Raw genomic sequence first — 15,426 nt, 5'->3', positions numbered from 1 at the left:
AAAATAACATATAGTATTTAGTGAAAGTTTAAATATACTTGGAGGTTAGATTTATGTCAGCAGAAAAAATTACTCAAACTAATGAAGGTTTAAATGTACCAAACGAACCAATTATTCCATTTATTATTGGTGATGGAATTGGACCAGATATTTGGAAAGCTGCAAGTCGCGTTATTGATGCAGCAGTAGAAAAAGCTTACAACGGCGAAAAACGTATTGAATGGAAAGAAGTTTTAGCTGGACAAAAAGCTTATGATGAAACAGGAGAATGGTTACCTCAAGAAACTTTAGACACGATTAAAGAATATTTAATCGCTGTTAAAGGACCTTTAACTACGCCAATTGGTGGCGGGATCCGTTCACTAAATGTTGCTTTAAGACAAGAATTAGATTTATTTACTTGCTTACGTCCTGTTCGTTGGTTCCAAGGTGTACCATCTCCAGTTAAACGTCCTGAAGATGTAGATATGGTTATTTTCCGTGAAAACACTGAAGATATCTACGCAGGTATTGAATTTAAAGAAGGAACTTCAGAAGTTAAAAAAGTAATTGATTTCTTACAAAATGAGATGGGAGCTACTAACATCCGCTTCCCAGAAACTTCAGGTATTGGTATTAAACCTGTATCTAAAGAAGGTACAGAACGTCTTGTTAGAGCAGCTATTCAATATGCTTTAGATAACAATCGTAAATCTGTGACTTTAGTGCATAAAGGTAACATTATGAAATTCACTGAAGGTTCATTCAAACAATGGGGTTATGACTTAGCTCATAATGAATTTGGTGATAAAGTATTTACTTGGCAACAATATGATGAAATTGTTGAAAAAGAAGGTAAAGATGCAGCAAATGAAGCTCAAGATAAAGCTGAAAAAGAAGGCAAAATTATTATCAAAGATTCAATTGCTGATATCTTCTTACAACAAATCTTAACTCGTCCAGCTGAACATGATGTAGTAGCAACTATGAACTTAAATGGTGACTACATTTCAGATGCTTTAGCTGCACAAGTTGGCGGTATTGGTATCGCTCCAGGTGCTAATATTAACTACGAAACAGGCCACGCTATCTTTGAAGCAACTCATGGTACAGCTCCAAAATACGCTGGATTAAATAAAGTTAATCCATCATCAGAAATTTTAAGTTCAGTTCTAATGTTAGAACACTTAGGTTGGCAAGAAGCTGCTGATAAAATCACTGATTCAATTGAAGCAACTATCGCTTCTAAAATTGTAACTTACGATTTTGCTCGTTTAATGGATGGCGCTGAAGAAGTTTCAACTTCAGAGTTCGCTGACGAGTTAATTAAAAACTTAAAGTAAACTAAATTAGAGTTAAAAATAAATAAGATTCTAATCTTTGTTGGGTTGGCGAAAGCCAACCCTTTTTTTAAAGATTATGTAAAAATGTAAGTTATCATTATCTTTTTACTTCAAAAGATGATAGGTTAATTAATGTTAAGACAATATTAAACAAATATTTTCTTAATATATGTGCAAATATATTTGTTTTGTTAAGTTTATGTAAAATTGATGTGTAGCTATGTTATTTTTATTTGAACTTCAGTTATAATGAAATTGTAATAACAAAATAGGGAGGCACACCATGTCACAAAAAGTATTAGTGGTTGATGATGAACAATCAATCGTGACCTTACTAAAGTATAATTTAGAAACAGCAGGATACATAGTTGAAGTCGCGTATGACGGCGAGGAAGCATTAAAAAAGGTTGAAGAAGAGCAACCTGAACTTATTGTATTGGACGTCATGTTACCTAAGAAGGATGGTATTGAGGTGTGTAAATCAATTCGATCTGACAAAAATTTAGTACCTATTTTAATGTTAACCGCAAAAGATGATGAGTTCGATCGTGTTTTAGGACTTGAACTAGGTGCTGACGATTACATGACAAAGCCATTTTCACCTAGAGAAGTGGTTGCAAGAGTTAAGGCTATTTTAAGACGTTCTAAGTTTGTTAATGAAATTGAGAAAGAGGACACAGATGAGGAAGACATCATCATCGACTCAATTCGTATACGTCCTGAATTCTTTGAAGTATATAAAGATGAAGAATTATTAGAGTTAACTCCTAAAGAATTCGAATTATTATTATACTTAATTGAAAGACAAGGCCGTGTCATTACACGAGAGCATATGCTCAATTCAGTTTGGAATTATGAATTTGCTGGCGACTCTCGAATCGTCGATGTACATATTAGTCATTTAAGAGATAAATTGGAAGAGAATCCAAAACAACCTAAATTAATTAAAACAGTGCGAGGATTAGGTTATAAATTGGAGAGACCTAAAGCTTAATGCTAAAGTTTCATCATCGTCTATTATTATTAATTAGTACTATAACAATAATTAGTTTTATTGGTTTAGGTGCAATTATTCACAACACAATTTATCAAACTTTAACTAGCAATCAAATCAATGAATTAAGAAATGAAGCACATAATTACGTCAATTTACTAAATCATAAAAAAGGTGAAGAGATTGATAACCTTGCTGATAATCAACAAAATATCGTTGTTATAAAAAACGAAGCTGATGGACACATCATTTTTTCATCAGGTGATAGTAAAAAGATAGATAGTAGAATTGATAATGCAGCCAATCCTTCTAACTTAATTACTAAAAAAACTAATATCGGTACACGCTATACTTTTAAAGATAATATAGGTAACAAAACCGTATACATAAGTGGAATTAATGATGAAATCATAGATTTACAAAGAGAAATGTGGAAATACCTTTCTATAATAGGCGTCATAGTGTTATTCACAGTTTACTTAGCTAGTAGAAGTATCAATCGAACATATATAAGACCTATTAATGAAGTGACGTATGCAACATCATTATTGGCAGATGGTTATTATCATGTTCGTGTTCCTGAAAGTAATGTTAAGGAAACACGAGCACTTTTTGTAACAACGAATGAGCTAGCCAGAAGATTGCAGAAATTGAACAATAGTCAAAAAATACAATCAAATCGTTTGAAAACAACACTTGAGAATATTCCAAGTTCTGTTTTAATGATTGATAAACATGGCGAAATAGTTGTTGCGAACCATGCTTACTATGAAGTATTTAGTCCGGATCAACAGGTTGAAAATAAGAATTATATTGGTTTTATAGATGATAGTATTGAGAAGCTAATAATAGAAAGCTTTAGAACTGAGAAGGTAATCTATGATCAAATTGAAGTAGACATAAATAATGTACATACTAAATACTTTGATGTATCATGTGTCCCAATTTTGTCCAAATCTAAGAAGAAATTACAAGGTATGGTTGTCGTACTTCATGATATTACTAACCTTCAAAAATTAGAAAATCTTAGAAGAGAGTTTGTGGCTAATGTGTCACATGAATTGAAAACACCAATTACTTCTATTAAAGGTTTTGCGGAGACGCTTATAGAAGGTGCTAAAAATGATGAGCAATCTCTTGATATGTTCTTGAACATCATTTTGAAAGAATCTAATAGAATAGAATCGTTAGTTATGGATTTATTGGATTTATCGCATATCGAACAACAAACCGAGATTGAAACGAATTATATGAATTTATCTGAATTAGCTTATAATACGATTGATAACTTGCAGACTCAAGCTATAAATAAAAATATTGAAATTCAACCTGAAATTGAAAAAGATGTCATTATAGAAGCTCATGAAAATAAAATTGCTCAAGTTATTACTAACTTACTTTCAAATGCGATTAATTATTCTCTTGAGGACAATAAGGTAATTGTACGAGTATTTAGAGAGGGTAAAAAGGTTAATTTAGAAATTCAAGATTTCGGAATTGGTATTAGCGCCAAGGATCAAAAACATATCTTTGAACGTTTCTACAGAGTAGATAAAGCGAGAAGTAGAGATTCTGGCGGTACAGGTTTAGGTTTATCAATAACTAAACATATTGTCGAAGCCCATAACGGACGAATCAACATAAATAGTAGACTTGGAGAAGGTTCGACCTTCAAAGTTACTTTTATAGATGAATAATTTGAGAAACTGCGATGTCATTTTTGACATTGCAGTTTCTTCTTTTGAAAAGCTTTTTGTTGTATACATTTAACTTTATGTTAGAAGTCTTAAATTCGTTAAGCGTAAAAAAGAGGAACACATTAGCTAAAGACTAATGCGTAAGTGGTACTAAGTATTTCAATGTTCAATTGTGCTAGTAAAGGATTACATTTGCTGATGCAAATGCACTAAGGACCGCTAAACTCTATATTCGTTAAGCGTTCCTATGTATGCTAAAATGTATGTAAATCAGTTCTGGAGGTTACGTATTTTGGATAAATTAGTGTTAATAGATGGTAACAGTTTAAGCTTTAGAGCGTTTTATGCTTTACCATTACTTTCTAATAAAGCTGGTATTCATACAAATGCTATATATGGCTTTGCGATGTTGCTTGAGAAAATTATTAAAGAAGAACAACCCAATCACTTTTTAGTTGCATTTGATGCTGGTAAAACTACTTTCAGACATTCTAAGTACAGTGAATATAAAGGTGGACGTCAAAAAACACCACCAGAATTAAGTGAACAATTTCCTTATATTCGTCAATTATTAGATGCTTATCACATTAAACACTATGAATTAGAAAATTATGAAGCGGATGACATTATTGGCACGCTAAGTAGAGAGGCTGATAAGGCTGGTTTCGAAACGATTATTATTACAGGGGATCGAGATTTAACACAATTAGCTACTGATAATGTCACAATTTATTACACAAAAAAAGGTGTGACAGATGTAGATCACTACACGCCAAGTTTTATAGCTGAAAAATATGATGGGCTACAACCGAAACAAATCATTGATATGAAAGGTCTCATGGGAGATACTTCAGATAATATTCCAGGGGTTGCTGGCGTTGGTGAAAAGACTGCAATCAAACTTCTTAAACAATTTACTTCTGTAGAAGGTGTTTATGAACATATTGATGATGTCACAGCTAAAAAATTAAAAGAAAAACTCGTGAATAGTAAAGATGATGCCTTGATGAGTAAAGACTTAGCTACAATTAATGTTGAAAGTCCCATTGATGTTAATCTAAATGATACAAAATTAGAAAATCAAGATGATAATACTAACAAAATAGAATTGTTTAAAAAGCTTGAATTTAAACAATTATTGGCAGATATTGATGAAGAAGCTAATAACGATGTAGTTAACGAAAAGACCTTTGAAATTGAATCGGATTTTCAACATATCAACTTTGATAGTTTAGAGCATGCAATTATTCATTTTGAATTAGAGGGCACAAATTATCTTAAAGATAATATCCTAAAATTCGGTTTTTATGCTGATGATTCACATGTGGTCATTAATGCTGAAGATATTAAGCAATATCAAGATTTAGTCCAATGGTTAGAAGATAAAAATACGACTAAAACTGTATACGATGCCAAAAAAACTTATGTGGCTGCGCATCGTTTAAATATCGATATTCAAAATGTGCAGTTTGATGTAATGTTGTCTAGTTATATTATTGATCCTTCTCGTTCAATAGATGATGTAAAATCAGTAGTTTCACTTTATGGACAGAATTATGTTAAAGATAATGTGTCAGTTTACGGTAAGGGGAAAAAACATCAAGTTCCTGAAGAAGAAGTATTAAATAAACATGTAGCTTCAATCACAGAGGCAATTGCTAACTCTAAACCTGAAATGGAGGCTCAATTAGAAGAGTATAATCAAGTTGAGTTACTCAAAGATTTAGAATTACCACTTGCTAAAATTTTAAGTGAAATGGAAGAAATTGGTATTTATACTGATGTTGAAGACTTAAAACAAATGGAGAACGAAATCCAAGAAAAATTAGATGTTTTAATTAAAAACATTCATGAAGCTGCAGGAGAAGAATTTAATATTAATTCTCCTAAACAATTAGGAGTAGTTTTATTTGAAACGCTAAAACTACCTGTTATCAAGAAAACTAAGACAGGCTATTCAACAGCAGTAGACGTATTAGAACAATTGCAGGGAGAGCATCCAATTATTGAACATATATTGGAGTATAGACAATTGTCAAAATTACAATCAACTTATGTTGAAGGATTACAAAAAGTGATTAGTAAAGATCAGAGAATTCACACACGTTTTAATCAAACGTTAGCACAAACAGGTAGACTTTCAAGTGTAGATCCAAACTTACAGAATATACCTATTCGTTTAGAAGAAGGAAGAAAAATTAGAAAAGCCTTTAAACCTACAGATAAGGATAGCGTAATCTTATCGGCTGACTATTCACAAATAGAGTTACGTGTGCTTGCACATATTACTCAAGATGAAAGTTTGAAAGAGGCATTTATTAATGGTAACGATATTCATACTGCGACAGCTATGAAAGTATTTAACGTAGAAGCTAATGAAGTAGATAGTTTAATGCGTAGACAAGCCAAAGCAGTAAACTTTGGTATTGTGTATGGAATTAGTGATTATGGCTTAAGTCAAAGTTTAGGAATTACACGTAAAAAAGCGAAAGCTTTTATAGATGATTACTTAGCTAGTTTTCCTGGTGTAAAACAATACATGTCTGACATTGTTAAAGATGCAAAAGCAGATGGATATGTTGAAACACTTCTACATCGACGTCGTTATATTCCAGATATTACAAGTCGTAATTTCAACTTAAGAAGTTTTGCAGAAAGAACAGCAATGAATACCCCGATACAAGGTAGCGCAGCAGATATTATTAAATTAGCTATGGTTAAGTTTTATGAAAAAGTTAAAGATACTAATTATCACGCGACATTATTATTGCAAGTTCACGATGAATTGATTTTCGAGTTGCCTAAATCTGAAGTCGAAGATTTTAGTAAGTTTGTTGAAGAAATTATGGAACAAGCTTTAGATTTAGATGTACCTCTAAAAGTAGATTCAAGTTATGGACCAACATGGTATGACGCTAAATAAGGAAAGGATTAAAATATGCCAGAATTACCAGAAGTTGAACATGTTAAAAGAGGTATAGAACCTTTTGTAATAAATGAAAAAATTGATAAAGTTATTTTTTCAGAGAAGGTAATCGAAGGTAAAAATAATCAAAGAGAAACAATTATAAAAGGTATAGAGTTAGATAGTTTTAAAAAATTAACTGAAGGTTATGTTATATCTGAAGTTCTTAGGCGTAGTAAGTACATCGTTTTTCATATTGAAAAAGACAATGATCATAGAATTTTGATAAGTCATTTAGGTATGGCAGGAGGATTTTTTGTAGTAGATGATTTAGAAGAAATTGGAACGCCAAATTACCGTAAACATTGGCAAGTGATTTTCGAACTTAACAATGGTAAAAAATTAGTTTACTCAGATATTAGACGTTTTGGAGAAATTAGAAATATTGCCAATTATGAAAGTTATCCTCCTTTTCTAGAAATAGCTCCAGAACCATTTGATAAAGAAGCAATGATACATTATCTGAGTTGTTTTGATATTAATAAATACGCTAATAAACCTATTAAACAAATGATTTTAGATCATAAAGTGATTGCCGGTGCTGGTAATATTTATGCTTGTGAAGCACTTTATAGAACTGGTATTCGACCTGATAAAATTGCTAACTCATTGAGTCATCAACAAAAAGAGATGTTATTTTATTATGTTCGAGAAGTTCTTGAAGAGGGTATTAAATACGGTGGAACAAGTATTTCTGATTATCGCCATGCTGACGGTAAAACCGGAGAAATGCAATTGCATTTAAATGTTTATAAACAGAAATATTGTAAAACATGTGGGCATGAAATAGAAACAAAAGTGATTGCCACTAGAAATAGTCATTTTTGCCCAAATTGTCAGAAATAAAGGAAGCGTGAAAATATGCCAAAGATTATTGGACTAACAGGTGGAATCGCAACTGGTAAATCAACAGTCTCAGAATTATTAACTGCTTATGGATTTAAGGTTGTTGATGCGGATGTTGCATCTCGAAAAGCTGTTAAGAAGGGTTCAAAAGGATTAGATCAAATAAGAGAGAAATTTGGTCAAGAAGCTATTGACGACAATGGTGAGATGAATCGTAAATATGTTGGAGAACTTGTCTTTAATAATCCAGAACAACGAATAGAACTTAATAAGATAGTTCATCCTATTGTTAGAGAAATAATGGAAGAAGAGAAGAATCACTACCTAAATGAGGGATACAATGTCATTATGGATATTCCTTTGTTATTTGAAAATGATTTACAAGATACTGTGGATGAAGTTTGGGTAGTTTACACTTCTGAAAGTATTCAAATTGAACGTTTAATGGAAAGAAATGATTTATCACAAGAAGATGCTAAGGCACGTGTGTATAGTCAAATATCTATTGATAAGAAAAGTAGAATGGCGGATCATGTCATAGACAATCTAGGTGATAAACTTGAATTAAAACAAAATTTACAACAACTTCTTGAAGAAGAAGGTTATATCGATTAATAAAGTTAACGTACACAAAGCATTGTTTTGTGTACGTTTTTTATTTTTGTATGTTAAATAATAAGTATAACTTATTTAAAATGATAGATAAAAGTTCGAACATGAGTATAGGGAAACGCTTTCAAAAGACAGATAATATGTTATACTAATTTCATAAAGTATAACATATAAATAAATGTTCAAGGGGTGCTTTTTAATGTCAACGAATATCGCGATTAATGGAATGGGTAGAATTGGAAGAATGGTGCTACGTATAGCTTTAAAAAACGAAAACTTAAATGTTGTAGCGATTAATGCAAGTTATCCTTCTGAAACTATTGCACATTTAATTAATTATGATACAACTCATGGTACATATGATAAAAAAGTTGAAGCAACAGAAAATGGTATTAAAGTAGATAATCATGAAATTAAACTTGTTTCTGATAGAAATCCAGAAAACTTACCATGGAATGAATTAGATATCGACATTGTTATTGAAGCTACTGGTAAATTTAATCATGGAGATAAAGCCATTGCTCATATTAATGCAGGTGCAAAGAAAGTATTACTCACAGGCCCTTCAAAAGGTGGAGAGGTACAAATGATTGTTAAAGGTGTTAATGATGACAAACTTGATATTAATCAATATGACATCTTTAGTAATGCTTCATGTACTACCAATTGTATCGGTCCAGTTGCAAAGGTCTTGAATGATAAGTTTGGCATTGTAAATGGTTTAATGACAACTGTTCATGCCATTACTAACGATCAAAAAAATATTGATAATCCTCATAAGGATTTACGTAGAGCACGTTCTTGCAATGAAAGTATTATTCCAACTTCAACTGGTGCCGCTAAAGCGCTTAAAGAAGTGTTACCAGAAGTTGAAGGGAAACTTCATGGAATGGCTTTACGTGTTCCAACTAAGAATGTCTCACTTGTTGATTTAGTCGTTGATTTAGAAAAAAATGTCACTGCTGAAGAAGTAAATGAAGCATTTAGACAATCGGACTTAGATGGCATTTTAGATGTTGAAGATGCACCTTTAGTATCAGTAGACTTTAATACGAATCCTAATTCTGCAGTTTTAGATTCTCAATCTACTATGGTTATGGGTGAGAATAAAGTAAAAGTAATTGCTTGGTATGATAATGAATGGGGTTACTCTAATCGTGTTGTAGAAGTAGCTGAACAAATTGGAGAACTGATTGAGAAAGTGGCCACTGTTAAAGCAGTATAATTAAAAAACAGTATAAGACATGTAATTATAAGCTGTCGACAAAGTATGAACAATCATAAAGTTAGTATTCATCTAACTCATATTGGTTGATCTTTATCCTTTGTTGACAGCTTTCTTTTTGGAAATTTGTAGTAAGACTTATATCTTTATAATAAAAACATTAGAAAGCGTAATTAACTTAATTTAAATTTCTGTTTTAAACATTTATCCAAAGATTCAATTTTATAGTAAAATATCATTTAAAAATCTATATTTATAGCATTAAAATCTAAATTCTAGCGTAAATAACCTTTCTTTTTTACAATACAATTATGTAGTATAATGTACGTTAATCAAACTTAAGAGGGTGACATAAATGAAATGCCCAAAATGTAATTCAACACATTCTAGAGTAGTTGATTCTAGACACGCAGATGATGCAAATGCAATAAGACGAAGAAGAGAATGTGAAAATTGTGGAACTCGGTTTACTACTTTTGAACACATTGAAGTAAGTCCGCTTATCGTTGTTAAAAAAGATGGTACTCGAGAACAATTTTTAAGAGAAAAAATATTAAATGGGTTAGTGAGATCTTGTGAAAAGAGACCAGTAAGATACCAACAATTGGAAGATATTACCAATAAAGTCGAATGGCAATTACGTGACGAAGGTCAAACTGAAATATCCTCAAGAGATATAGGAGAGCATGTTATGAAATTATTAATGCATGTTGATCAAGTCTCATATGTTAGATTTGCATCTGTCTACAAAGAGTTTAAGGACGTTGACCAATTACTTGCTTCAATGCAAGGAATCTTGAGTGATAATAAACGGAGTGATTATTAAATGGGATTACAGTCGTATGAGTATGGGTTAAGACCTCAAGATAGCTTCGAAGTCATCAAAGAATTTCAATTAACGACAGAACATTTAGAAATATTGAACCGTCTCTTTACGCCGTTAATCGGTCCGCAATCTATAGGGCTTTATCACTTTATCAATCAATTTGTAGACGACCATCATCATTATCCGCTCACTCATTACATATTTATGAATGAGTTAAAAATCAATCTTTTAGACTTTAGAAAGCAGATGGATTATTTAGAAGCTATCGGGTTAATTAAAACCTTTGTTAAGCATGAAGAGCAGCAAACACGATTTGTATATCAATTAATACAACCTCCTACAGCTTATCAATTTTTTAATGATCCTATGTTATCTGTTTTTTTATATAGTGAAGTTGATAAAAATCGTTATCAGTCTTTAAAGAATCATTTTGAAAAAGACAAAAAGGATTTAAGTCATTATCAACAAACGACTAGGAAGTTTACTGAAGTTTTTAATGTACCCAAAAAGGTTTTGAATCAAGATTTATCTAATCTTAAACAAGCTAATCACTATAGTGGTATTGATTTATCCAATGAGACATTTGATTTCGAAATGTTGAGCCATATGTTAAATCAACACTTTATCAGTAATGAAATCGTAACTAAAGATGCTAAAGAATTAATTATTCAATTGGCTACGTTATATGGTTTGACTGCCGATGGAATGAAAAAAGTTATATTAAATTCAATTACTAGTGCACAACAATTATCATTTGAAGAAATGCGCAAGCAAGCACGATCATATTATTTGATTGAACACGAAAATCATTTGCCTAAATTACAATTGAAAGGTGAGTCTTTTGATAAATCAACTCAAGAAAAAGATACACCCCTAGATAATACTGATGAATGGTTACAACTATTAGACGAAACTAGTCCTATAGATATGTTAGCGAGTTGGTCAGGTTCTGAACCTACGCAATCACAAAAAAGTATGATTGAAGAATTAATTGATAGAGAAAAAATGAGTTTCGGTGTGATTAATATACTATTGCAATTTGTTATGCTAAAAGAAGATATGAAGTTACCCAAATCTTACATATTCGAAATTGCATCAAATTGGAAGAAAAAAGATATTAAAACAGCTAAGCAAGCGTACAACTATGCACTTCAAGTTAATCAACCTAAAAGTTATGACCAAAATTTCAAAGGGAATAGAAACTATTCCAGACAAAACAAGCAACTTATTTCAAAAGAGAAAACTCCAAAATGGCTTGAAAATAGAGAGGCTCAATCAAATTCATCAGCTACAAAAGATTCAACCACAAAAGATGAAAAATTAGAAAAAGATCGAAAAGCATTCTTAGAACGTTTGAATAAAAAATGGGAGGAGGGCAATGAGTAATGAAAAGTTTCAAGAACATAATGGGTGCGTCAGACGACTTAAATAAACGTATTGAGAAAATCAAGCAAAATGTTATAAAAGACCCAGATGTTAAAGAGTTTCTAGAGCAACATCAATCTCAACTTACGAATGCAATGATTGATGAAGATTTAAATGTTTTACAAGAGTATAAAGATCAACAGAAGCATTATGATGGTCATCGTTTTGAAGAATGTCCTAATTTTGTTAAAGGGCACGTACCTGAGTTGTATATAGAAAATGAAAGAATTAAGATTAGATATTTGAAATGTCCATGTAAAATTAAACATGATGAAGAACGCTTTAACTCTCAACTCATCACCTCACATCATATGCAACGTGATACATTAGATGCAAAATTAAAAGATATTTACATGACTGAACGTGATCGTTTGGACGTAGCGATGGCTGCAGATGAAATATGCACAAATATAGCTAATAATGAAAAAGTAAAAGGATTATATTTGTATGGCCCTTTTGGAACAGGTAAGTCATTTATATTAGGTGCAGTTGCTAATCAACTCAAATCGAAGAAGATTTCATCCACTATTGTTTACTTACCTGAATTTATTCGTACTTTAAAAGGTGGCTTCAAAGACGGTAGTTTTGAAAAGAAACTAGAACGTGTGCGTGAAGCTAATATACTTATGCTTGATGATATAGGTGCTGAAGAGGTTACACCATGGGTAAGAGATGAAATTATCGGACCATTATTACATTATAGAATGGTTCATGAGTTACCTACGTTTTTCAGTTCGAACTTCGACTATAGTGAATTAGAGCATCATTTATCTATGACGAGAGATGGAGCTGAGAAAACTAAAGCAGCTAGAATTATTGAACGTGTGAAAACACTATCTACGCCATATTATTTAGAAGGTAAAAATTATAGAAACAATTGAATTTTATCTTATGAGGTGTATAATGGACTTAAATCTTAATCGTTGAAACTATTGAAGATAAGATAATTTAATCACTATTACACAGAAAGTCATTAGTTGATGAGAATATGGCTAATATATTAAATTATTACTACTTCATAATGATATTTGTAATGAATATCCGGCTCGAGACCGTTATCTCATGTAGAGTAGCTTAGTTATTATTTTTATAAAGCTGAGCAACTAGGGTGGTACCACGACAAACTCGTCCCTTGTTATAGGGGGCGAGTTTTTTGTTTTGTGGATATTTATCTTAATCATTCAATAAGTCAACGATCAGATCTTTTTAATATTTAGGAGGGTTTAATATGGATCAAATTAATATTCAATTTCCAGATGGTAATTCAAAAGAATTTGATAAAGGTACTACTACTGAAGACATCGCTCAATCTATTAGCCCAGGTTTAAGAAAGAAAGCTGTAGCAGGTAAATTTAATGGTCAAATGGTAGATTTAACTAGACCACTTGAGGAAGATGGATCAATTGAGATTGTTACACCAGGTAGTGAAGAGGCTTTAGAGGTTTTACGACATTCTACTGCGCATTTAATGGCACAAGCTTTGAAGCGTTTATATGGTGATGTGAAATTTGGTGTAGGTCCGGTGGTTGAAGGCGGATTTTACTATGACTTTGATATGGATGAAAAAGTATCATCAGATGATTTTGAAAAAATAGAAAAAACGATGAAGCAAATCGTTAATGAGAATTATAAAATAGAACGAAAAGTTGTAAGTAGAGATGAAGCTAAAGAATTCTTCAAAGATGATCCATATAAATTAGAACTTATTGATGCAATTCCAGAAGATGAGAGCGTTACTTTATACTCACAAGGTGAATTCACTGATTTATGTCGTGGTGTACATGTACCTTCGACTTCTAAGATAAAAGAGTTTAAATTACTATCAACTGCAGGTGCTTATTGGCGTGGTGACAGTAACAATAAAATGTTACAACGTATATACGGTACTGCGTTTTTTGATAAAAAGGATTTAAAAGCGCATTTACAAATGCTTGAAGAACGTCGTGAAAGAGATCACCGTAAAATCGGTAAAGATTTAGAATTATTTACTAATAGCCAACTTGTTGGTGCTGGATTACCTTTATGGTTACCAAATGGCGCTACAATCAGACGTGAAATTGAACGCTATATTGTAGATAAAGAAGTGAGCATGGGATATGACCATGTATATACTCCAGTATTAGCAAATGTTGATTTATATAAAACTTCTGGTCACTGGGATCATTACCAAGATGACATGTTTCCACCTATGAAATTAGATGAAACTGAAGAAATGGTATTAAGACCAATGAACTGTCCACACCATATGATGATTTATAATAATAAACCACACTCTTACCGAGAATTACCAATCCGTATTGCGGAATTAGGTACTATGCATAGATATGAAGCAAGTGGTGCAGTTTCAGGTTTACAACGTGTTCGTGGAATGACTCTTAACGATTCTCATATATTCGTGAGACCAGATCAAATTAAAGAAGAGTTCAAAAGAGTAGTCAATATGATTCAAGAAGTTTATGAAGACTTCGGTTTTAAGGATTACACTTTCAGATTAAGCTACAGAGACCCAGAAGATAAAGAAAAATATATGGATGATGATGAAATGTGGAATAAAGCTGAATCAATGCTCAAAGAAGCAGTTGATGAAATGGGTCTACCATATGTAGAAGCTATTGGTGAAGCGGCATTTTATGGTCCTAAACTTGATGTTCAAGTTAAAACTGCGATGGGTAAAGAAGAAACTTTATCTACTGCGCAGCTTGATTTCTTACTACCTGAACGTTTTGAACTCACTTATATTGGTAGTGATGGTGAACAACATAGACCAGTAGTTATTCACCGAGGTGTTGTTTCTACAATGGAACGTTTCGTCGCATTCCTTACTGAAGAAACTAAAGGAGCTTTCCCAACATGGTTAGCACCAAAACAAGTCGAAATCATTCCAGTTAATGTAGATTTACATTATGATTACGCCCGCCAATTACAAGATGAACTTAAATCGCAAGGCGTTCGTGTTGAGATTGATGATCGTAATGAAAAAATGGGTTATAAAATTCGTGAAGCGCAAATGCAAAAAATACCATACCAAATTGTTGTAGGGGATAAAGAAGTAGAAAATAATGAAGTCAATGTAAGACAATATGGTTCCCAAGATCAAGAAACACTTGAAAAAGATGAATTTATTTGGAATTTGGTGGATGAAATTCGTTTGAAAAAACATAGATAACCTTGAAAAGATAGGTCGTATCATGTATATTACAGATGAATGAAATAAAATTAGAGTTAGAGGTTGCATCTTTAATTAGTAACTAGTCAGAAGTCGTATGGGACATGTGTTGAATTAGTGAAAGGTAACGATGCCGAAACAATTGTAAAACCATAATTTATAATTGTTGGGACAGTTTTCGACAAGAAGCTGTACTGTCACAGAATGTGATGTGCTACCTTATATAGATAAAACCTAAGTGGTTGCATATCTTAAAGGTATGTAACCACTTTTTATTTTCGTATTGTGTAGTATTTAGCTTATTAAATGATTTAGTGCTATTATTGTTACAAAGTTTGTTGCTTATAA

11 protein-coding genes and 1 riboswitch are annotated in these 15,426 nt (G+C 31.9%); all 11 genes read left to right on the top strand.

All coding sequences use genetic code 11. The annotated features are described in order from the left end of the window. Positions 1-53 precede the first annotated feature (53 nt). Positions 54-1,322 carry an NADP-dependent isocitrate dehydrogenase gene (icd, locus tag HMPREF3154_RS05405; RefSeq protein WP_023350121.1) on the top strand — a complete coding sequence of 423 codons (1,269 nt, stop codon included), beginning with the start codon at positions 54-56 and terminating at the stop codon, positions 1,320-1,322. A gap of 283 nt (positions 1,323-1,605) precedes the next feature. Continuing rightward, complete coding sequence (locus HMPREF3154_RS05400; protein WP_002434702.1) at positions 1,606-2,316, top strand: response regulator transcription factor; 711 nt, start codon at positions 1,606-1,608, stop codon at positions 2,314-2,316. Beyond that, positions 2,316-4,013: a two-component system histidine kinase PnpS gene (gene pnpS / locus HMPREF3154_RS05395; RefSeq protein ID WP_023350122.1), complete on the top strand. Its 1,698-nt coding sequence runs from the start codon at positions 2,316-2,318 to the stop codon at positions 4,011-4,013. The genes HMPREF3154_RS05400 and pnpS overlap by 1 nt, the downstream gene beginning before the upstream one ends. A gap of 292 nt (positions 4,014-4,305) precedes the next feature. After that, a complete protein-coding gene (gene polA / locus HMPREF3154_RS05390) occupies positions 4,306-6,936 on the top strand; it encodes a DNA polymerase I (RefSeq protein WP_023350123.1) in 2,631 nt (876 codons plus the stop codon). Between the two features lie 15 nt (positions 6,937-6,951). Continuing rightward, a complete protein-coding gene (mutM, locus tag HMPREF3154_RS05385) occupies positions 6,952-7,824 on the top strand; it encodes a bifunctional DNA-formamidopyrimidine glycosylase/DNA-(apurinic or apyrimidinic site) lyase (RefSeq protein ID WP_002436128.1) in 873 nt (290 codons plus the stop codon). Between the two features lie 15 nt (positions 7,825-7,839). Next, a complete protein-coding gene (coaE, locus tag HMPREF3154_RS05380; RefSeq protein WP_023350124.1) occupies positions 7,840-8,439 on the top strand; it encodes a dephospho-CoA kinase in 600 nt (199 codons plus the stop codon). A 196-nt stretch (positions 8,440-8,635) separates the two neighbouring features. Beyond that, entirely contained in the window at positions 8,636-9,661 is a 1,026-nt protein-coding gene (gap, locus tag HMPREF3154_RS05375; protein WP_023350126.1) for a type I glyceraldehyde-3-phosphate dehydrogenase, read from the top strand. A 355-nt stretch (positions 9,662-10,016) separates the two neighbouring features. Next, positions 10,017-10,487 (top strand): transcriptional regulator NrdR, encoded by a 471-nt coding sequence (gene nrdR / locus HMPREF3154_RS05370; RefSeq protein ID WP_002436018.1) that lies wholly within the window; start codon positions 10,017-10,019, stop codon positions 10,485-10,487. Further along, on the top strand, positions 10,488-11,873 hold the full coding sequence (locus tag HMPREF3154_RS05365; RefSeq protein ID WP_030058645.1) for a replication initiation and membrane attachment family protein: 1,386 nt from the start codon (positions 10,488-10,490) through the stop codon (positions 11,871-11,873). Further along, on the top strand, positions 11,873-12,793 hold the full coding sequence (gene dnaI / locus HMPREF3154_RS05360; RefSeq protein WP_002469660.1) for a primosomal protein DnaI: 921 nt from the start codon (positions 11,873-11,875) through the stop codon (positions 12,791-12,793). The genes HMPREF3154_RS05365 and dnaI overlap by 1 nt, the downstream gene beginning before the upstream one ends. Before the next feature lie 347 nt (positions 12,794-13,140). After that, on the top strand, positions 13,141-15,078 hold the full coding sequence (thrS, locus tag HMPREF3154_RS05355) for a threonine--tRNA ligase (protein WP_002453420.1): 1,938 nt from the start codon (positions 13,141-13,143) through the stop codon (positions 15,076-15,078). A 49-nt stretch (positions 15,079-15,127) separates the two neighbouring features. Next, a riboswitch (Lysine riboswitch) is annotated at positions 15,128-15,303 on the top strand. Positions 15,304-15,426: the final 123 nt, after the last annotated feature.

Source organism: Staphylococcus sp. HMSC06C11, from assembly GCF_001808345.1.
GTDB lineage: Bacteria > Bacillota > Bacilli > Staphylococcales > Staphylococcaceae > Staphylococcus > Staphylococcus capitis.
Note: the sequence above shows the minus strand (reverse complement) of the source record. Positions and strands in the feature narration are given on the sequence as shown.